The following is a 21,559-nucleotide window of genomic DNA, read 5'->3' on the forward strand; positions in this document are numbered from 1 at the left end:
GCGAAAAGTTAGTTAACCATTTGATAACCAGGCGCTAGTTTTGTCTAGTACCGGACCCTGGACTTTAAGATGAAAATTCGACGATTGTCTACTTTCTTAGATTTAAACTTGGTTAAAAGTGAATAGTGATTGACTTCACACAGAGAAAACCGGCTGTATGATTGGGCAAAAAAAACCCGCGATAAACGCGGGCTTTCGTGAAGCAGGCAAAGCTTATTTGCTTTTCTTAATGTGCTTAATCAAACGCTTACGCTTACGCATCTGGTTTGGCGTCAGGGTGTTGCGCTTGTTGGCAAACGGGTTTTCCCCTTCCTTAAACTGGATACGGATAGGCGTGCCCATTACGTCCAGCGATTTACGGAAGTAGTTCATCAGATAGCGCTTGTAGGAATCCGGCAGGTCTTTCACCTGGTTGCCGTGAATTACTACGATTGGCGGGTTATAACCACCGGCGTGGGCATATTTCAGCTTCACGCGACGGCCGCGCACCAGCGGCGGCTGATGGTCTTCTGCAGCCATGTTCATGATGCGGGTCAGCATCGCGGTGCTCTGACGACGGGTGGAGCTGTCATACGCTTCACGTACGGATTCGAACAGGTTACCCACGCCGCTGCCGTGCAGCGCAGAGATGAAGTGCACGCGGGCGAAGTCGATAAAGCCCAGACGGAAGTCGAGGGTCTCTTTCACCTGCTCGCGCACTTCATTGCTCAGGCCATCCCACTTGTTGACCACGATAACCAGTGAGCGCCCACTATTGAGGATAAAGCCGAGCAGAGAGAGATCCTGATCGGAGATACCTTCGCGTGCGTCGATGACCAGCAGCACTACGTTGGCATCTTCGATCGCCTGCAGGGTTTTGATAACGGAGAATTTTTCCACCACATCGGTGATTTTCCCGCGCTTACGCACCCCGGCGGTGTCGATGAGGACATACTCACGCTCATCGCGCTGCATAGGAATGTAGATACTGTCACGGGTGGTGCCCGGCATATCGTAAACGACCACGCGCTCTTCACCCAGAATACGGTTAGTAAGCGTAGACTTACCTACGTTTGGACGACCCACGATAGCCAGCTTGATTGGCAGATCCTGCGGGTTGAAGTCGTCTTCAGGCTCTTCTTCGCCCTCTTCTCCGTCTTCGAACTGCGCCCAGTATTCAGCGTCTTCGTCGACTTCTTCCGGCGGGTTTACTTCGTCAACCCACGGCAGAAGGACGGTTTCCAGCAGGCTGGTCACGCCACGGCCATGCGATGCCGCAATCGGGTAGATTTCACCCAGGCCCAGAGACCAGAAATCCGCGACGGCCTGATCGGCATCGATGCCGTCAGTTTTGTTCGCCACCAGGAAGGTCGGCTTTTCGCGTGAACGCAGGTGTTTGGCAATAGCGGAGTCCGCCGGCATCAGGCCAGCGCGCGCATCCACCATAAACAGCACCACATCCGCTTCTTCAATCGCCAGCAGCGACTGTTCCGCCATGCGGGTTTCGACGCCGTCTTCCGTGCCGTCAATACCACCGGTATCAATACAGATGAACTCGCGTCCTTCCACCTCTGCACGACCGTACTTACGGTCACGCGTCAGCCCCGGGAAATCCGCAACCAGCGCATCACGGGTGCGTGTTAAACGGTTAAAAAGAGTGGATTTTCCAACGTTAGGGCGCCCGACAAGCGCGACCACAGGTACCATGTTTGAAGCCTCATAAAATTCAAAATAACGTCGCTTTCGCGGCGTTTTTAAAAATGTCAAAACGGCTCCTGAGTGAACAGGAGCCGTTTAGTATACTACAACCGCCGGGTAATTAACGCGTGATCGCGTACAGCGTGCCGTCTTTTGCCTGAATCAGCAGTTTGCCGTCGGCCACAACCGGATCGGTCAGGAAACCAGAGCTGTCGACTTTTTGCTGTGCAACAAAGCGGCCGTTATCCGGATCGATCCAGTGCATATACCCTTCACTGTCACCGACCACCAGGCTACCGTTGTACAGCGCAGGCGCGGTCAGCAGACGGTGCAGCAGATCGCTTTGCGTCCACAGCGTGACGCCGCCTTCGGTGCTCAGCGCCAGCAGACGGTCGTTCTGATCGACCATATAGATGCGGTTACCCTCAACGATGAAATCGTTCACAGAACCCAGCTCACGTTTCCACATAATCTGGCCGCTGCGCAGATCCAGCGCGGTCAGGTTGCCGTTATAGGCCAGCGCGTAAACCACACCGTTAACGATGACCGGCGTTGTGTCTACGTCGCTCAGACGGTCAATTTCCGTTGAGCCAGTGGCCTGAGAGATACGCTGCTGCCAGATCATCTGGCCCTGCTGCATCAGCACTGCGCTCACGCGACCGTTGTCACCGCCCACAATGGCAGCACCAAATGCGGTAGCCGGTGCGGATTCGCCGCGCAGAGAGAGCGCAGGCATATCCAGGTTAACGGTCCATTTCACCAGACCGTCAGCTTCGTTCAGCGCCTGCAGCTGGCCGTTGCTGGTATGAATCAGCACCAGGCCGTCGCTCACCACCGGACGAGACAAGGATTCACCCGCTACGGTTGTTTGCCAGGCAATAGAACCGTCGCTGCTGTTCAGCGCATAAACCTGCGCTTTTTCGCTGCCCACGTAGACATGGCCACCGGCAACGGTCAGACCGCCAGACAGCAGTGCAGGTTTACGGGAGAACCAGCCGTCTTTTTCCGCCAGGTTAACGGACCATACTTCTTTCCCGTCATCGGCGTTCACCGCTTTCACGGTACCTTTGCGGTCAGCGGCATAGACAACGCTGTCTGCATACGCCGGATGAAGGTTGGAATAGAAATCACCAATCCCATTGCCCACGGAGACATCCCACGCGGTGGATGGGGTAAACTGGTTTTCAACCGTCGGCAGTGGGGACATTTTCACAACGTCTTCTTCGCCACTGAACAGTGAACAACCACTCAATAACGTAACAGAAAGCAGTCCTGGCAGAAGTAATTTACGCAATTGCATCGGGTCCCTCTCAGACGGACAAATTATTTATTTTCATCTGCATCATTTCGCTCAGCGCAGGTGAAGCATTGCTCTCTACGCCAGCTTGCCACGCTTTACGCGCGCCCGCTTTGTCACCTTTGCTCAGCAGTGCTTCACCGCGCAGATCGGCAACGATGGCAGCAAAACCTTCGCCTTTGATGGTATCGAGCGTTTTCAGCGCATCGTCAGCTTTCTTCTGCTGAACCTGAATACGTGCCAGGCGCAGATTGATCACCGCTTTCAGGTTCTCATCGCTGGCCGCAGCAAGGCTCTGCGAGAGCTGTGCAGCGGCTTTATCCAGTTCGTTCTTATCAACGTACTGCTGAGCCACTTCCAGCGCAGCCAGTGCACCGTAGGTGTTTTTGTTGTCAGCCGCAAATTTTTCTGCCGCAGCCAGCGTTTGCGGCTGATCGGCACGAATTGCGCTAACGGTAGTTTCATAAGACAGTGACGCGCCGCGCGCGGAATCCGCCTGATGATTGTTCCAGTAACGCCAGCCCACCAGCGCACCGACACCTAAAATAACCCCAACAACCAGCGCTTTGCCGTTTTCAACAAAGAAGCGTTTAATCGCGTCGACCTGATCGTGTTCGTTCTCGTAAATTTCCACGCAGTCCTTCTCCTTAGCCCAATAGAGTGCGCAAGTGCGCCGCAACGCCGTCCTGCGTTACCGTTGTCTGCTCACCAGAGCGCAGGTCCTTCACCACCACTTCGCTGTTAGCCACTTCGGACTCGCCCAGCACCAGTGCAATACTTGCGCCCCACTTATCGGCACGAGCAAACTGTTTTTTGAAGTTGCCGCCGCCATGGTTGGTCATCAGCTTAACGCCCGGCAGCGCATCGCGCACGCGTTCGGCAAGCTGCATCGCCGCAGACTGCGTTTCCGCGCCTGAAGCCACCAGGTATATATCGACAACGGAATCTGCTTTAAATTCCGGATTAACTGCCTGAACCAGCAAAACAAGTCGCTCAAGGCCCATCGCGAAGCCAACAGCCGGGGCTGCGCGACCGCCAAGCTGCTCAACCAGACCGTCATAACGGCCGCCCGCACATACGGTGCCCTGAGAACCGAGGCTGGAGGTCACCCACTCAAACACGGTACGGTTGTAGTAGTCCAGACCGCGCACCAGGCGCTGGTTCACGGTATAGGCGATGCCTGCCGCTTCCAGCAGCTTGCACAGGCCCGCGAAGTGTTCACGAGATTCTTCATCCAGGTAGTCACCCAGCGCAGGCGCATCGTTCAGCAGTGCCTGAATATCCGCGTTTTTGGAATCCAGAACGCGCAGCGGGTTACTGTACATGCGACGTTTGCAGTCTTCGTCCAGCTTCTCTTTATGCTGTTCAAGGAACGCCACCAGCGCATCGCGGTAGTTAGCACGTGCTTCCAGAGAACCGATAGAGTTCAGCTCAAGGGAAACGTGATCGGCGATACCGAGAGCTCGCCACCAGCGGGCGGTCAGCATAATCAGTTCGGCGTCAATGTCCGGGCCCTGCAGGCCAAAGACTTCCACACCCAGCTGATTGAACTGGCGATAACGACCTTTCTGAGGACGTTCGTGGCGGAACATCGGGCCGATATACCACAGGCGCTGCTCCTGATTGTACAGAAGACCATGTTCGATGCCGGCGCGTACGCAGCCCGCCGTACCTTCCGGACGCAGGGTCAGGCTGTCGCCGTTGCGGTCCTCAAAGGTGTACATCTCTTTTTCAACCACGTCGGTGACTTCACCAATCGCGCGTTTGAATAACGGGGTCTGCTCTACAATCGGCAAACGGATTTCGCTGTAACCGTAGCTGCCGAGCACCTGCTTCAGTGTGCCTTCAATGCGCTGCCAGATGGCGGTTTCGCCAGGCAGATAATCGTTCATGCCGCGGATGGCTTGAATGTTTTTTGCCACGTTTATTCTCTTTCTATATACAAAAAAAACCCAAAGAATGGGTTCAATCATACATGGGAAGCGGCACGCTTCCCATCACGTTATTTTTCAACCTGCTGAACGCTGATACGCTGTGTTTCGTCCATCATGGCGGCTTTGGCGCGGATGCGGGCTTCAAGCTGGTCGATCATGTCGCTATTATCCAGACGATCTTTACGAACGCCATCTTCATAGAGACCACTTTTCTTGTTACCGCCGGTCACGCCCAGAGTTGACACCAGCGCTTCACCCGGACCGTTTACCACGCAGCCGATGATGGAGACGTCCATCGGGGTGATAATATCTTCCAGACGCTGCTCCAGGGCATTCACCGTCCCGATCACATCAAACTCCTGACGTGAGCAGGTTGGGCAGGCAATGAAGTTGATCCCACGCGCGCGAATACGCAGTGATTTCAGGATATCGAAACCGACTTTGATCTCTTCGACCGGATCGGCCGCCAGCGAGACGCGCAGGGTGTCACCGATCCCTTCAGAGAGCAGCAGTCCCAGACCGATCGCGGATTTAACAGAGCCGCTGCGCAGGCCTCCCGCTTCGGTGATCCCGAGGTGCAGAGGCTGGTCGATCTGCTTTGCCAGCAGGCGATAAGATTCAACCGCCAGGAACACGTCGGACGCTTTTACGCTGACCTTAAACTGGTCAAAGTTAAGACGATCGAGATGATCCACATGGCGCATCGCGGATTCGAGCAGCGCCTGTGGCGTCGGCTCGCCGTATTTTTCCTGCAGGTCTTTTTCCAGGGAACCGGCGTTAACGCCGATACGGATAGGAATATTTTTATCGCGGGCGCAGTCCACAACCATGCGGATACGCTCTTCGTTACCGATGTTGCCCGGGTTAATGCGCAGGCAATCAACGCCATATTCGGCCACTTTCAGTGCGATGCGATAGTCGAAGTGGATATCAGCCACCAGCGGAACGCTGACCTGCTGTTTGATCAGTTTGAACGCCTCAGCGGCATCCATGGTCGGGACGGAGACGCGAACAATGTCCGCGCCTACACGTTCTAATGCTTTGATTTGATTGACCGTCGCTTCCACATCGGTGGTGCGCGTATTGGTCATCGACTGAACGGCGATAGGTGCCCCATCGCCGATTGGCACATTCCCAACGTAAATCCGTTTCGATTTTCTACGTTGAATCGGAGCCTGGTTATGCATGAAAAATCTCCCGCGTTGCCCGTCTGTTACTGTGCTGCTGATTGTTCGGCATTAACGGTAAGACGTGCAACCTGGTTAGTTCTGATAAAGCGGCTCAGGTCGACAGGTTTTCCTTGATACTGGATCTGTACCGCTGCCGGAGCGCCGATTTTAAGTTTATAGGGAGCCTGGCCGGTTAGGTTTAACGTGCCATCTTTACGCTGCAGGCCGCTGAACAGTTTTTTACCTGTCGCGTCAGTCACTTCCAGCCAGCAGTCGGCGCTGAAGTTCATCACCAGTGCGTTGGGATCGGCTGCTGTCGCCGTACCTGCCGGGCTGGTTGGCAGATTCGCTGCGCTATTGTCTGCAGGCTGAGTAGCCGCAGGCGCGTTCGCCGCAGTATCAACATTAGCCTGAGAAGGGGCAACAACCGCGTTTAGATCCTGAGCCTGCGGCGCAGCGGTGTTAGCCGTTGCTACCGGAGCCTGTGCAGCATCGGTCGCCGACGCGTCTGGCGCTGCGGTCTGTGGCTCGCTTGAGGAAGCTGCGCCGTCGGTATTCAGCGGCACGCTCTGACCGTTCTCACTTCCGGCCTGGTTGAGTTCGGCGGAGGATTGATCGGCCATAGTAGTAATCTCTTCCTGCTGGGCCTTGTGGTTTTGCCACCACCATGCGCCGGTCAGACCGATCACCACAAACAGCACCAGCCAGGTAAAGCTCATCAGCCAGCCATCGCGTTTTTTACGACGTTTCCCCAGGGAGAAGGTCTGCATCGGCGCAACTTTCGCTGCACGGACCGGTGCCTGCTTCTCCATCATTGGCAGTAATTCGTTTTCGGGGATATGCACCAGTTTTGCGTAAGAGCGGATATAACCGCGCAAGAACGTTGAAGCCAGATCGGCAGGTGCCTTATCTTCTTCAATATCGCGAACCGTGGAAACCTTCAGGCACAAGCGTTCCGCAACGGCTTGCTGGCTGAGTCCGAGTTGTTCACGGGCGTTGCGAAGACGAACGCCAGTGGAGAGTGCTTCATGTTGGTCGTGAGTGGCTTCAGTATTCATTCGCTACAACTACTGGTACGTGAAAAATAAGGGTTCAGGTGCCGGTGAGTCACAACGCCACCCGCACCGCGAAACTTCTGGTCAGTTAACCTTGAACAGAGAGTATAAGACTGTCAGCCCGGAGATGACAGTACAGCCCTGCCCGTACGGCTAAACTGTTGTTACGTCGTTACATACTGCCCGAAAGTCGGATGAAACGCACCGTAATTATTGTTCAGTCATCACGAATCTGACTGATTATTCAGTAAGAGTATGCTTCACGGCGCAGATAATGCGCCGTGAGTGCATAATAATCAAACAGCTTTAACCGCGATCGTCTCGCCCTGCATGCGTTTACGCAGGGTACGTTTGGTACGGTCAATAACATCACCTGCCAGCTGTCCGCATGCTGCATCAATGTCATCACCACGGGTTTTACGCACGATGGTGGTGAAACCATACTCCATCAGCACCTTGGAGAAACGGTCGATACGGCTGTTCGAGCTACGGCCATACGGCGCGCCCGGGAACGGGTTCCATGGGATCAGGTTGATTTTACATGGCGTATCTTTCAGCAGTTCAGCCAGCTGATGCGCATGTTCGGTACCGTCGTTGACGTGGTCAAGCATCACGTACTCGATGGTGACGCGGCCCTGGTTGGCGTTGGATTTCTCCAGATAGCGACGCACCGCAGCGAGGAAGGTTTCGATATTGTACTTTTTGTTGATCGGCACAATTTCGTCACGAATTTCGTCGTTTGGTGCATGCAGGGAGATTGCCAGCGCAACATCAATCATGTCGCCCAGCTTGTCCAGCGCAGGGACAACGCCAGAGGTAGACAGCGTGACGCGACGCTTGGACAGACCAAAACCGAAGTCATCCAGCATGATTTCCATCGCCGGAACGACGTTGGTCAGGTTCAGCAGCGGCTCACCCATCCCCATCATCACCACGTTGGTGATAGGACGCGTACCGGTTACTTTTGCCGCGCCCACGATTTTCGCGGCACGCCAGACCTGGCCGATAATTTCGGACACGCGCAGGTTACGGTTAAAGCCTTGCTGCGCGGTTGAGCAGAATTTGCACTCCAGCGCACAGCCTACCTGAGAGGAGACGCACAGCGTGGCTCGGTCTTCTTCCGGGATGTAGACGGTTTCAACGCGCTGATCGCCGACCGCAATCGCCCATTTGATGGTGCCATCCGCTGAGCGCTGCTCTTCCACCACTTCCGGTGCGCGGATTTCAGCCACTTCCTTAAGCTTGTTGCGCAGGACCTTGTTGATGTCAGTCATGTCATCAAAATTGTCGCTGCAGTAATGGTACATCCACTTCATGACCTGATCGGCACGAAACGGCTTTTCGCCCATCTCTTTAAAGAACTCGCGCATCTGCTGACGGTTCAGATCCAGCAGGTTGATTTTTCCATTTTTATTGGGAACCGCAGGAATGGCGACTTCGGAGGTATTCACTAATTCAGACATAATATTTTCCGGCCTCGTTGTTACACGTTATGGCCCATGGAGGGTTGAATAGAAACGCCCCGGAAAGCAGTCTGCTCGTCCGGGGCGTTGCATTGTACAAAGTCTGGCGCAGGGATGCCACGTTTGGACGCGGCATTTACGAAAATAATGTGTAAACGAAACCGTTAAATTAACGGGTGCGTGGACACACTTCGCCTTCTGCGAAGAAGAAAGCGATTTCGCGTGCAGCAGATTCAACAGAGTCAGAACCGTGGGTGCCGTTCTCGGTGAAGCTGTCCGCATAGTCAGCGCGCAGAGTACCTGCCAGCGCGTTGTCCGGGTTGGTTGCGCCCAGCAGATCGCGGTGACGCTGTACTGCGTTTTCGCCTTCCAGCACGGATACCACGATTGGACCGGAGGTCATGAACTCAACCAGGCCGTCAAAGAATGGGCGACCTTCGTGCTCAGCGTAGAAGCCGCGAGCCTGCTCAACGGTCAGGTGCAGCATTTTGGTGCCAACAATTTTGAACCCTGCTGATTCAAAGCGAGCGAAGATGCTGCCAATAACGTTTTTTGCCACCGCGTTTGGTTTGATGATGGAAAAAGTACGTTCAATAGCCATGATAACCTCTGTCAATGTTCTGTTGTTTTGCATACCTGAGTATGGTGTGGCGCGGATTATAATGAGCAATAGCGCCATTGCCTATGGATTCAGGTAACATTTTTTTAAAATAAGACGAGTTTTAGCAACAGCTCACATCTGAAAGCTGTTTTCAGATCACTGCAGCGTAAAATTCACCGTCGCGACCTGCCCGGTCTCATCCATAACGAGTAACTGATAATCGCCCGATTTATCAAGCAGTAATGTGTAAACTCTTCCCTTCACATTCAGCGGTTCACCGTTCAAAAACCACCAGCGCTCACCGCTATTGCCGGTCGCCTGAAGCGGCAGCGAAACGCGGGATTCCCCCGGCAGACGTTTGATGACGGCCCCTTCGCGCACGCCTGTCAGGATGAGTGGCGCAGGTGCGTCCTGCGACAGCGGAGGACAGGTGGTTGATGAAGGAGGGACCCGTACCTCGCGACGCTCGGTCGCCGGCAGCCAAGGCTCCAGCGGCAGCGGCCAGACATCAAGGACTTTTTCAGTTGCATCAGGGCAATCTGCCGCCACGCGTTTACCCGTTTTATCCAGCCAGACCGGAAAACGAATGCCGCGTATCCCTTCCTGTTCGGGCAATAGCAGCGTGGGCGGCTCACTCCCTTCCAGCAGCCAGGTCGACAGGCGACGCCGACAGTTTTCACTCCCTTCCGGCAGCGACTGGCCGCCCGGCCAGCAGATCACGCCCCGCCCGACGCTCTCCGGACGCGGGTCGCGCGGCAGGCGGGCCTCGTCTACCGTTGAGCGCGACTGAAGCAGATTATTGACCTGGTTTAATAGCGGAACCGCGCTGGCGAAACCAAACTGCCCCGCTACGGGCGTGCCGTCCGGTCGTCCGGTCCAGATGCCAATCACGTAACGGGCATTCAGACCGATGGCCCAGGCATCGCGGTAGCCGTAGCTGGTGCCGGTTTTCCACGCCAGCGGCGCGAGCTGCGGTAACGCATTATCCGGCAGCGGCTGCGCCTCGTTCGCCAGAATACGGCGAATAATCCACGCCGAGCCTTTCGACAGCAGCGGACGTTCAATCAGCGGATCGCCCGGCTGTAACCGCAGCCTTCCCGCCTTACCGTGTCGGGCAAAGGCGCTGTAGGCAGCGGCGATATCGGCCAGCCGCGCCCCTGCCCCGCCGAGGATCAGAGAAAGATTCGGCTGCGCCCCCGCGGGCAGGATCAGCGGCAAGCCCGCGTTGCTCAGCATCCCGGCAAACCGTTTTGGCCCGTAGGCTTCCAGTACCTGTACCGCGGGCAGGTTGAGGGAGCGCACCAGCGCTTCACTCATGCTGACCGGTCCGTGGAACCCGCTATCAAAATTCCCTGGGCGATAATCACCGGTTTTTCTGGGAACGTCCTGGAGCAGCGAGGCGGGATGGATCAAGCCATCGTCCAGCGCCATACCGTAAATAAAGGGCTTTAACACCGATCCCGGGGATCGGATCGCATTGACCATATCCACGTGGCTGAAACGCGTGTCATCGTTAATATCCACCGAGCCGACCCAGCCACGCACTTTCATATCGGTGTGATCCACGACGATCATCGCCAGCGAGCTGCGTGCTGGCAGGCGAGATTTCCAGTTCATCGCCAGTTCTTCCAGCTGCCGCTGTAGTCCGGCATCCAGCGTGGTGACAATTTTAGTGTCGCGGCTTTTGCCTAGCATCATGCGTGCAAAGAGCGGCGCCAGCTGCGGCATCTGCCGGGGCGCCAGCCATACCGACTCCTCCCGTGATTCTATGACCTGCTTCGCGGACCAGACGCCCTGCGTTACCATGCGGTCTAGCACTTTGTTGCGCGCCGCCTCGGCCCGGTCAGGCCAGCGGTCCGGACGTAAGCGGCTGGGTGCCTGCGGCAATACCGCCAGCAGCGCCGCTTCGGAATAGCTGAGCTGCGACGGCGGTTTGCCAAGATAGGTCCAGCTTGCCGCCCCAACGCCCTGCAGCGTGCCGCCAAAGGGGGCACGGTTGAGATAGAGCGTCAGGATATCGCGTTTAGAGAGGTGCCACTCCAGCTGCATCGCCCGCCAGAGCTGACGAACTTTGCCGCCAAAGGTGCGCGGATGCGGGTCCAGCAGGCGTGCCACCTGCATGGTGAGCGTACTGCCGCCAGAGACGACTTTGCCAGAACTGAGATCCTGCCAGGCGGCGCGCAGAACAGAGAGCGGGTTTACGCCAGGATGATCCCAGAACCAGCGATCTTCGTACTGGATCAGCGCCTCAAGATAGCGGGGAGAGACCTCTTCAATCGTAACCGGATAGCGCCAGATACCGTCGCTATCGGCAAAACGCCAGAGCGGCGTGCCCTTCTCATCCACCACCACCCGGGCGGGGTTAACCTCTTTCAGAGGCAACGGCCACAGGCGGTCGGCGGCGACGATCAGCCCCCATAAAACGAGAAGCGCTCCCGCCAGCCATAGCCAGCGGGAGCGTGTCAGACGTGCCATTTGCATATTACGGAACAACAATCAGCGGGCCGCTGGCCGCACCCGTTGCTCGCCACTGCGGAACGTACATAGACTCCACCATCGGCACCGGCACCTGGTAGGTTCCCGGCGTCACGGCGCGAGCCAGATAAACCAGCGTGACCGGCTGACCTTCGTTTACCGGCACGGCAGCCACAAAGCGGTCGTCGCGGAACTCCATATGCTGAATATCCGCCTGCTGCATCTGGCTGAGCAGGTTCTGTACCTCACTGCCGCTGTCCTGCAGGCTGGCGCTGCTGCTCGCCAGGTTCTGGTTTTCCAGCTCCAGACCCGCAGGGAGGAGATCCACCACCAGCGCATCCGGCACGTTCTGGCTGGCTTTAACTTCCAGCCACACCAGCACCAGTTCGCCGCTCTTCAGGGAAGAGAGCGATTTACTGCTGCCGTCGGTTGCCAGGATATGACGTTCAACCTGCAGCACGTTCGAGCTCGGCTGAGGGGCATATTCCGGATAGCCGGTGCTGTCCAGACGCACCCACAGCGGCGTCGTTCCGGTATTGGTGACCTGCAGCGCGCCAAGCTGGTCGCCGCTCACGTTTTGTACCTGTGACTTATCGCCGCCTGATGCGGTCTCAGACAGAGACGTTTTCGCCTGCCATGTACCGGACAGGGTTTGCAGCGAACGTCCTGCCAGGAACAGCGCATTGCTCTCCTGCGTTGACAGCCAGCGCTGGCTGAAGGCCTGTTCAGACAGGGCATTCAGCAGCGTATTTTGCGCATCAGGCAGCAGCTTGTACTCCTCCAGAAGAGAGAGCATCAGCGCGTTATCGCGAAGCTGGCTGCCGTAATCGGCCATCCAGGTTTTGCTGTCGTTACGCGATGTTTTGAGCGCCAGATCCAGCGCCTGCTGGCTTCGCGGCGCATCGCCCATCAGTTTGAGCGCCATGCCCAGCTGCATCAGCGGCAGCCCGGAAGCCGCCTGCTCGTGGCGATCCCAGATTTCACGCAGCGCGCCCAGCGGCGCTTTTTGCTGACGTGCCAGCACCAGCGCGGCATAGGCCTGCACGGCAAACCTGCTGGCCTGAGTATCATCGCTGTAGCGAATGGACATCATTCCCGGATCCTGCAGGTAGCGCAGCAGGCGGTTATTGGCGTTATTCACTGCATCGGCAGGTACGCTGTAACCCTGCTCGCCCGCGCGCACCAGGAAGTCGGTCACGTAGGCCGTCAGCCAGTACTCTTCCGGACCGTTTTTATCCCACAGCGCAAAACCACCGTCCTCACGCTGCATCTGCAACAGGCGAGAGATGCCAATATCAATCGCCGCACGGCGCTTGTCATCGGTGTCGCCCTTGATGCCAAGTGCAGTCAGCTGCGCCGCGTTGGTGTAGAGCGACGGGAACAGACCACTGGTGGTCTGTTCCAGGCAGCCATACGGATACGCCTGCAGTTCGCGAATGTAGCGCGCCAGGTTAAGCGGTGGTTTGCCGCTCAGCAGCAGTTGTCCCTGCAGGGTAGCAGGAGAGAAACCGTTACTATGCTGCGCCGGTGCGGTCCAGGACTCGCCGGGGTTCAGCATGGCACCAGTATTCACCGTCTGCGCCGGGAACGCCGGACGCACGCCGATTTTCCAGCTCTTTTGCTGCGGTGCGAAAGTCTCGCCCGGAAGCTGCAGGCCGGTCACCTGAGCGGTCACCTCACCGTCACCATAACCCTCCAGCGCACGCACCGGAATAAACAGGGTGCTGCGCGCGCCCGGAGACAACTGAACCGGCTGCGGCTGCCCGCCTTCCAGCGACAGTTTGCCTGTCGCGGTCAGGGCGACATTCAGCGTTTGCGGCTTGTCGGTCAGGTTGGTGAGATCCAGCGTCAGCCGTGAGGTGTCCCCGCTTGCCAGGAAGCGCGGCGTGTTAAGCTCGGTAATGACCGGCGCGGCCACTACAACCTTGCTTTCACTGCTGCCGAAATCGTCTTCCGTCCATGCCTGCGCCATCAGACGCAGCTCGCCGTTGAAATCACCAATCGGCAGCGTAATTGTGCCTTCTCCGTTGGCATCCAGCGTAACCGGCTGTGCCTGCTGGGCAATAATGGTGACGTGGTTCACCGGCGGCTTACCGCCGCGCTTCAGCTCATCACCGTCACCACCAAAGCGCAGCGCGGCCAGGCGGCCCTGCCCTTCGATGACCTGTCCGTAGATATCGTAGATATCCGCGCCGTAGCGCTTCTGGCCGAAGAAAGCCTGCCACGGATCGGGCGTAACGTAATCGGTAATATTCAGCACGCCGCTGTCCACCGCCGAGACAAGCACGTTCACTTTCTGCGGCACCGCCCCCTCTTTCACGCTGGCTTTCACCTTCACCGAGAGCGTCTGGTTTGGACGCATTTTCTGCGGGTTATCGAGCGCAATGTTCAGACGGCGATTTTCATCGCCCATCGGCAGATGCAGCAGGCCGACCGCGCGTTTCGGCGTGGCGGATTTGGATTTATCACCAGGACGCACCACCAGCGTACTCAGGTAGAGATCGTGACGTTTCCAGGCTTTGTCGACCGGGATAGCGAGATCGAGCCCGTTTGCCGGTACGTCAATCTCTTTCCACCACAGCGGCCCTTCGCTGGACTCAATCATCGCATAGCCCTTACCTGCTGACGGCGCTGCAATGTGCAGGTTAATAGTATCGCCTGGCTGATAGGCTGGCTTATCCAGTTTCAGCGTCACGCGGTCAGGGCGCGCAGCCCCGGTGCCGTCGCTGTTATCCTGCCAGCTATACCCCGCCCAGAAGCGCACGCTGCTGACCATCTCATCAGGCGCTTTAACCTCCAGACGATATGAGCCCCACTCCACCGGGAAGGTGACTTTACCCGTCTCGTCAGCCTTGAGAGTCAGCTCCTGCTCGCCTTCAACCAGGTCTTTCTGATCGAACTGAGACTGCCAGCCTTCGCTCTCAGACCAGTTCCAGAAGTAGTCCCGACGCTCGCGAATGAGACGAACCTGTAACCCTGAAACCGCTTTTTTCGCTCCGCTGGCATCGGCGTAAACGATGTCGAAGCTGGCATTGCCGTTCTCGTCAACAATCGGCTGGTTGACGGTGGTATCGGTTCGGTAGTCGTAAACGGCTTTACTGGCGAACTGAGGGCGGATACCCGGCAGCTCAGCCGCCGGCCAGATGGCCTGCTCAGCGCGACGCGTCACCGGACGGCCGCCCGACTCCAGCAGGCTGGCCTGCAGGATCAGCTGCAGCGGAGAATGCACCTCTTTCCACTGGCTTTCGGTAGAAACCTGCCCACGCCCCTGCTCATCAAGCGTAAGCTGAACTTCATCCAGGCTGCGGCTCAGGTTCTCCTCGGCGATATCGCCAAACTGGAAGCCCGGCAGCGCAGCCACCGCGTCACGCAGCGGACGCAGGAAAAGCTGGCCCTGCAGAGAATTACCGTTGGCCGGGGCGCCATACAGGTAATAGCCCACCACGTTAAAGTCCACGTTATCCTGCGGTGAAACCGGCGTTTTTTGTCCGCTCAGGTTGAGCGCCATACGCTCTGGCATGAAGTCTTCGACGTGGAAGTCCCACATGCGCTGTAGGTTATCGCCCGTGTTGGCGCGGATATGCCACATACCGGTCTGCGCCCCGCTGTCCAGCGGATAGTTAAAGCGATAGAGCCCGTTCTCTGGCTTGACGACAATCGTACGCGCGACCTGTCCATCCGGGCGCAGCACGTCAAGCTTCACGGGCTGATCCGGAAGCGGCTTACCGTCACTGTCGCGCAGTAAGCCGTTGAGGATCACCGTTTCACCCGGACGATAGAGATCGCGCGGGCCAAACATAAAGAATTGCTTGCTGTAGCCGGGGCTACCGGCAATATCGAACTCCGCCAGATCCAGCGCCGGAAGCTTAAGATCAAGCAGCGTGGTCTGGCCGTCTTTGCTCGCCAGAATCAGCGCGGCTTCTTTGTCCGTTTCAAGCTTCGCATGACCGTCAGCGTCGCTATTTGCCTCGGCAAGCGTCTGGCCTTTGTCGTTCAGCAGCGTGACGGTCACGCCGGACTGCGCAGCACCGTTTTCCAGACTCTGAGTGAAAATATCCAGGCGGTTATGGTAACGGTGAGCGGACAGGCCAATATCGCTTAAGGTAAAGAGCGTTGCGGCGTTGCTGTAGTTGTAGTGCCCTGCCTGGTTCATGACCGCGATATAAACGCCAGACTGCTGGAGCGGTTTAATATCCTTCAGGGGCAACAGCAATTTTTCGCGCGTATTGCGTGCCGGATTAAGATCGAATCGACCGGTGTAAACCAGCTCCGCCATCTTCAGCAGGTTATCGGATTCCCAGTTGGTCAGCGAGTTACGGTACTCCCACTGGCTGACAAGGGAGGCCAGCGATTCCGGCTTCACGCGGTAAAAGTTGACATCGACATTGTTGACGTTGAGCGCCATCACCGGCAGACCTTCCACCACCTTACCCGGCAGCAGCGAGCCGCGGCTGGCAAAACCAACGGTCGGTTCAATGTCCCGGGTGGTCAGGGCTTTTTCATAATCAATGCCAAACGTCGCCTTGTTCAGCGCCTGCAGGTCACGTTCAACGGTGACGACCAGGTTACGGTTAGGTTCCAGATGGCGCAGTCGAAGCTCTTTCAGGTTAGGCGCAAGTTCCCACGCCCCGTCAACCTTACCGCTTTTCTTATCCACGACATGCACCGTTTTGGCGAAATCCTGATCGGGATTAAGCGGAACAGAAAAGGTCAGCACCAGCGTGGCGGCACCGTCGAGCTGAACTTCTGAGGTATCCAGCAACGTCAGCGCTTTTCCCTGACTCTGGGCAGCCAGTTTAGCCAGCGTTTCAGCATTAGGCTTTTCTGCAGCTTTCGGTGTAGATGCGGTGGATGCCGCGGGAGCCGCAGCCTGAGATTTATCGTCGCTGTTATCACAGCCGACAAGCGTAAACGTGGTAAGCAGCGCAAGAGAGAGCGCGGCTAAGCGAAACGGTTTCATCCTTTATCCCTGGCCCATGGAGCCTGTTGGTCGTCGTCCGGATAAGTATTATCCGCAAGTTTCATTAATTCAAAAAGGTCAATTTTAAAATCTGGAAAGCGCCTCGCAGAATGGCATCACGTCGCTACACCGTGATGGAACCGCGATCACAGCACATAACGTCACATGTTACCTTTCAAGTCATTTGTTTTTAAAACAATAAGATAGCTGGCTAAACTCGCCTGAAGGCTGCTAGTTTTATGACCATGACGCACCTCGAGTGCGCGGTTCAAAAAGAGAGAAAGCCATGAAACGAGCCGTGAACGCCCTACAAAATTTCGGAAAATCATTGTACGGACCGGTACTTATCTTACCGATCGTCGGTCTGTTTATCGCCTTTGGTAACGTGCTGGGTAACGGTAATCTCGCTGAATACCTGCCGTTTCTGGGCCATCCGCTGATTCAGCATACTGGTCAGCTTATCGCTAAATCTGCCGTGTCGGTGCTGGTTAACCTGGCGCTGGTGTTTGCCGTCGGGATCCCGATTGGTCTGGCGACGCGTGATAAAGGCTATGCCGCGCTGATTGGTCTGGTGACCTTCGTCGTGTTCATCAACGCCATGAACGTCACGCTACAGCTGCAGGGCGCGCTGGCGCCAGCGGCCCAGATGAAAGCGGCCGGGCAGGCCATGGTACTGGGCGTGCAGGTGCTGGAGATGGGCGTTTTTGCCGGGATCCTGACCGGGGCGCTCTCCGGATATCTGTACAACAAATACTCCGGCGTACAGTTTAACGGCGCGATGGCGATTTACTCCGGCCACTGTTTTGTCGCCATCGTCATGCTTCCCGTCTCCATGCTGCTCGGCGTGGTGATGAGTGAACTGTGGCCGTTTGCCCAGCACGGCATTAGCGCCCTGGCGCTGGCCATCAAAGGCTCCGGGCCGTTTGGCGTGGCAATCTACGGTTTCCTGGAACGTATTCTGGTCCCCACCGGCCTGCACCATCTGGTTTATACCCCGTTCCTCTATACCGAGCTGGGCGGCACGCAGGAGGTGTGCGGCGCAACCTATCAGGGCGCGCGCAATATCTATTTCGCCGAGATGGCCTGCCCGGACGTGAAGCAGCTCAGCAACACCGTGGTGTGGGACGCGCGCGGCATCAGCAAGATGTTCGGCCTGCCTGCCGCAGCCCTGGCGATGTATATGACCGCAAAGCCAGAGCGTAAAGCCATTGCGAAAGCCATTCTGATCCCGGCGGCGCTGACATCGCTGCTGGTCGGCGTAACCGAGCCGATTGAGTTCTCCTTCCTGTTCGTCGCCCCGCTGCTCTTCGTGGTGCACGCGGTGCTAACCGGCATCGGCATGATGCTGTTCTCGCTGCTGGGCGTTCACGCCATCGGCGCCAACGGGATTATCGACTTCATCCTCTACAACCTGCCGCTCGGCACGGAGAAGTCCAACTGGCCTATGTACATCGTGGTCGGGCTGATCATGTTTGCCCTCTACTTCGTGGTGTTCCGCTTCCTGATCCTGCGCTTCAACATGAAAACGCCGGGCCGCGAGGATGACGATCGGGAGACGCGCCTCTACAGCAAGCAGGAGTACCAGGCGAAGGGCAATAACGACGGGCTGGGCGAATCCATCGTGACGGGTCTGGGCGGCCGGGAAAACATTGAGGTGGTGGACAACTGCTACACCCGCTTACGCGTCACGGTGAAGGACGTCGACATCATCGACGAGCCGCGCCTGAAGGCGACCGGCGCGAAAGGAATTATCAAACAAGGTAACAACGTTCAGGTGGTCTACGGGCTGCACGTCAAAAAAATGCGAGAAGCCGTTGAGACGTTTCTCTGAAAGGAGCTAAAGATGTTTACACCCCCATTCATTCTGTCGATTGCCGGCGGCGGTAGCACCTACACGCCGGGTATTGTGAAAAGCCTGATGGTGCGCCTGCAGGATTTCCCGCTGGCCGAAATCCGCCTTTATGACATCGACGAGGCGCGTCAGAACACCATTGCGCCCGTCGTCGAGAAGGTCATTCGCGACCACAGTCAGAGCATCAAATTTACCGTCACCAGCGACCCGGAAGTGGCCTTCAGCGGCGCGCATTTCGTCTTCGCCCAGATGCGCGTCGGCCAGTATAAAATGCGCGAGCAGGATGAAAAGATCCCGCTGCGCCACGGCGTGGTCGGCCAGGAAACGTGCGGACCCGGCGGGCTGGCCTACGGGCTGCGCACGATCCTGCCGATGGTGGAGCTTATCGATCTGGTGGATCGCTACGCGCACGAAAAAGCCTGGATCGTGAACTACTCCAACCCGGCGGCGATTGTCGCAGAGGGCGTGCGCCGGCTGCGGCCAAATGCGCGGGTGCTGAACATCTGCGATATGCCTGTCGCCGCGATGCGCAATATGGGGGCGATTCTGGGTGTCGATCGCCGCAGGCTGGAGGTGGAATACTTCGGCCTGAACCACTTCGGCTGGTTTACCCGCGTGCTGGTGGACGGCGAAGACAAGCTGCCCGAGCTGCGTAAGCATATCGCGAAGTTTGGCCTGCTGACGGAAGATGCGGCCAAAACCGACCCGCAGCACTCGGATCCTTCGTGGGTAAAAACCTGGCGCAACATTAAGCCAATCATGGACAACTTCCCGGAGTATCTGCCGAATCCGTATCTGCAGTACTACCTGATGCCGAACCAGATTGTGGAGCATCAGAACCCGGACTATACCCGCGCCAATGAAGTCATGGACGGGCGCGAGAAAAAGCTGTTTGCCGCAGCAGAAGAATATAAGCGCACCGGGATCCTGCCGGACGCCTTCCACGTGGGCGTGCACGGCGAGTTTATCGTCGATGTCGCCTGCTCGCTGGCCTTTAACCTGCGGAGCCGCCACCTGGTGATGGTGGAAAACCGCGGGGCGATTACCAACCTGCCGTACGATGCCGTGGTGGAAGTGCCCGCTTATATCACCTCCGAAGGCCCGGAACCGATTCGCATCGGTCAGGTACCTCTGTTTCATCAGACACTTTTGCAACAGCAGCTGGCGTCTGAACAGCTGCTGGTGGAGGCAACCATCGAGGGCAGCTATGAGAAAGCACTGCAGGCGTTTACCCTCAACCGCACCGTGCCGACCATGGAGCATGCAAAAGCGATTCTGGATGAGATGATCGAGGCCAACCGCGACTACTGGCCTGCGCTGCAAAAAGCCTGGCAGGACGGCGAAACGGTGAAAAAATAGGGGCTTGCTCGCGAGTTGAACGTGGTTTGCTTGTCGGTGTCATAAAAAACACCGACAATCCTTTTTTACGGAAAAGAATGGAGGCAACCCATGTCCACCTCATATTTTGTCGCCGCCGACTGGCTGATTGAGCACGGTGACGATCCGGAAGTTCAGATTATTGACGCGCGTATGGCCCCGGCCGGGCAGGAACACCTTCGCGATATGGTCGCGGAATACCGTGCCGGACATCTTCCTGGCGCGGTATTTTTTGATATCGAAGCCCTCTCCGATCACAACTCTCCCCTGCCGCACATGCTGCCGCGCCCGGAAGCATTTTCCGTGGCGATGCGCGAGCTGGGCGTCAGCAAAGACAAACACCTTGTTGTCTATGATGAAGGGAACCTCTTCTCCGCACCGCGCGCGTGGTGGATGCTGAAAAACTTCGGCGTGGAAAAAGTCTCTATTCTGGCGGGCGGGCTGGCGGGCTGGAAGCGTGACGAGCTGCCGCTGCAGCAGGGCGACGTGACGCTGCCGGAAGGCGAATTCGATGCCACGTTCGACGCGCACGTGGTGAAACGCCTGACCGACGTGCTGGTCGTGAGCCATGAAAAAACGGCGCAAATCGTCGATGCCCGTCCTGCTCCGCGCTTCAATGCCGAAGCGGATGAACCGCGTCCGGGGCTGAAGCGCGGACATATTCCGGGGGCGCTGAACGTGCCGTGGGGCGACCTGGTGTTTGAGGGCGAGCTGAAAACCACCGACGAGCTGCGCGCCATTTTTGACCGTGCAGGCGTGGATTTACATCGTCCGATTATTGCCAGCTGCGGCTCCGGCGTCACGGCCTGCGTGGTGATCCTGGCGCTCGCCACGCTCGGCGCGAACGACGTCACGCTATACGACGGCGCCTGGAGCGAATGGGGTGCGCGAGACGATCTCCCTGTCGAACCCGCGAAATAATGGATAACCGCCTGGCCACGCTGTTAACGCGCGGGGCGTCGCTGACCCGCGCGGAGTATCGCGTCCTCGCCCACCTCACGGAGCACCCGCTTCTGGTGGGCAACATCACGGTACGCGAGCTGGCGCAGGCGACATTTGTTTCTACCGCCACCATCATGCGGCTGTGTCAGAAGCTGGGGTTTAGCGGCTTTAGCGAGTTTATCTGGCACTGCAAGCAGCTGCTCTCCGACACGCCGCATATTGCCACCCAGGCTCCCTCCCTTCCAGAACTCCCGGCGCTGTTTAATCAGTTTATCGCCAACTATCAGCACACCTTCCAGTGGGTCACACAGGAGAAGCGCCAGCAGTTTGCCGACCTGCTGCGCCAGAAAGAGAGCTTCTTTCTCTACGGGGCCGGGTTTTCCTATCTGTTTGCGGAGTACCTGACCAAGAAGCTGCAGGTGCTGGGCAAAACGGCGTTTATCTCCGGGCCGGGAGACAGCCGGAATATTTTCCTCAGCAACGCCTCACGCTATCAGGTGTTTATTGCCGTCTCGCGCAGCGGCGAAACGGAGCAGGTGCTGGATAAAGCGCGGATTGCCAAAAACGTCGGTATGACGATCGTCGCGTTTACCCGCGCCTCGGCCAATACGCTGGCGGGGATGGCGGACGTGCATTTTGCCCTCTATGACGAAGCGGTACACTTCGCCGCCGAAGCCGCGGGGGTGACGTCGTTTGAGTCGAATCTGGTGCTGCTGATGGATTTACTGCTGCTGGAAGCAACGGGGTGATATTCACC

The 21,559-nt window shown here is 57.3% G+C and carries 14 protein-coding genes; 4 read left to right on the plus strand and 10 right to left on the minus strand.

From position 1 onward, the window contains the following. Positions 1-213 precede the first annotated feature (213 nt). From der to DFO52_RS06650, 10 genes are all read right to left on the minus strand, one after another. Positions 214-1,686 carry a ribosome biogenesis GTPase Der gene (gene der / locus DFO52_RS06605; protein WP_023308811.1) on the minus strand — a complete coding sequence of 491 codons (1,473 nt, stop codon included), beginning with the start codon at positions 1,684-1,686 and terminating at the stop codon, positions 214-216. A gap of 112 nt (positions 1,687-1,798) precedes the next feature. Next, positions 1,799-2,977, minus strand: coding sequence for an outer membrane protein assembly factor BamB (gene bamB, locus DFO52_RS06610; protein ID WP_008502135.1), 1,179 nt, complete (start codon positions 2,975-2,977; stop codon positions 1,799-1,801). A gap of 10 nt (positions 2,978-2,987) precedes the next feature. Next, positions 2,988-3,608 carry a YfgM family protein gene (locus tag DFO52_RS06615; protein WP_029741660.1) on the minus strand — a complete coding sequence of 207 codons (621 nt, stop codon included), beginning with the start codon at positions 3,606-3,608 and terminating at the stop codon, positions 2,988-2,990. A 13-nt stretch (positions 3,609-3,621) separates the two neighbouring features. Next, positions 3,622-4,896, minus strand: coding sequence for a histidine--tRNA ligase (hisS, locus tag DFO52_RS06620; RefSeq protein WP_133549782.1), 1,275 nt, complete (start codon positions 4,894-4,896; stop codon positions 3,622-3,624). 80 nt (positions 4,897-4,976) lie between these two features. Further along, on the minus strand, positions 4,977-6,095 hold the full coding sequence (gene ispG, locus DFO52_RS06625; RefSeq protein ID WP_023308814.1) for a flavodoxin-dependent (E)-4-hydroxy-3-methylbut-2-enyl-diphosphate synthase: 1,119 nt from the start codon (positions 6,093-6,095) through the stop codon (positions 4,977-4,979). 26 nt (positions 6,096-6,121) lie between these two features. Beyond that, positions 6,122-7,135, minus strand: a complete 1,014-nt coding sequence (rodZ, locus tag DFO52_RS06630; RefSeq protein WP_133549784.1) for a cytoskeleton protein RodZ — start codon at positions 7,133-7,135, stop codon at positions 6,122-6,124. A 293-nt stretch (positions 7,136-7,428) separates the two neighbouring features. Next, entirely contained in the window at positions 7,429-8,595 is a 1,167-nt protein-coding gene (locus tag DFO52_RS06635) for a bifunctional tRNA (adenosine(37)-C2)-methyltransferase TrmG/ribosomal RNA large subunit methyltransferase RlmN (protein ID WP_014171168.1), read from the minus strand. A 169-nt stretch (positions 8,596-8,764) separates the two neighbouring features. Further along, a complete protein-coding gene (gene ndk, locus DFO52_RS06640) occupies positions 8,765-9,196 on the minus strand; it encodes a nucleoside-diphosphate kinase (RefSeq protein ID WP_003860625.1) in 432 nt (143 codons plus the stop codon). A gap of 156 nt (positions 9,197-9,352) precedes the next feature. Continuing rightward, positions 9,353-11,677, minus strand: a complete 2,325-nt coding sequence (gene pbpC, locus DFO52_RS06645; protein ID WP_133549786.1) for a peptidoglycan glycosyltransferase PbpC — start codon at positions 11,675-11,677, stop codon at positions 9,353-9,355. A 1-nt stretch (position 11,678) separates the two neighbouring features. Continuing rightward, positions 11,679-16,631 (minus strand): alpha-2-macroglobulin, encoded by a 4,953-nt coding sequence (locus DFO52_RS06650; protein WP_133549788.1) that lies wholly within the window; start codon positions 16,629-16,631, stop codon positions 11,679-11,681. Between the two features lie 286 nt (positions 16,632-16,917). On the opposite strand from DFO52_RS06650, the gene DFO52_RS06655 reads away from it, so the two are divergent. From DFO52_RS06655 to DFO52_RS06670, 4 genes are all read left to right on the plus strand, one after another. Then, positions 16,918-18,462 carry a PTS transporter subunit EIIC gene (locus tag DFO52_RS06655; RefSeq protein ID WP_133549790.1) on the plus strand — a complete coding sequence of 515 codons (1,545 nt, stop codon included), beginning with the start codon at positions 16,918-16,920 and terminating at the stop codon, positions 18,460-18,462. Between the two features lie 12 nt (positions 18,463-18,474). Further along, positions 18,475-19,842: a 6-phospho-alpha-glucosidase gene (locus DFO52_RS06660; RefSeq protein ID WP_133549792.1), complete on the plus strand. Its 1,368-nt coding sequence runs from the start codon at positions 18,475-18,477 to the stop codon at positions 19,840-19,842. Between the two features lie 90 nt (positions 19,843-19,932). After that, positions 19,933-20,781 (plus strand): 3-mercaptopyruvate sulfurtransferase, encoded by an 849-nt coding sequence (gene sseA, locus DFO52_RS06665; RefSeq protein ID WP_032659439.1) that lies wholly within the window; start codon positions 19,933-19,935, stop codon positions 20,779-20,781. Continuing rightward, on the plus strand, positions 20,781-21,551 hold the full coding sequence (locus DFO52_RS06670) for a MurR/RpiR family transcriptional regulator (protein WP_133549794.1): 771 nt from the start codon (positions 20,781-20,783) through the stop codon (positions 21,549-21,551). Before sseA ends, DFO52_RS06670 begins: the two co-directional genes overlap by 1 nt. Positions 21,552-21,559: the final 8 nt, after the last annotated feature.

Origin of the sequence: Enterobacter sp. AG326, assembly GCF_004362415.1 — a bacterium.
Classification (GTDB): Bacteria; Pseudomonadota; Gammaproteobacteria; order Enterobacterales; family Enterobacteriaceae; genus Enterobacter; species Enterobacter asburiae.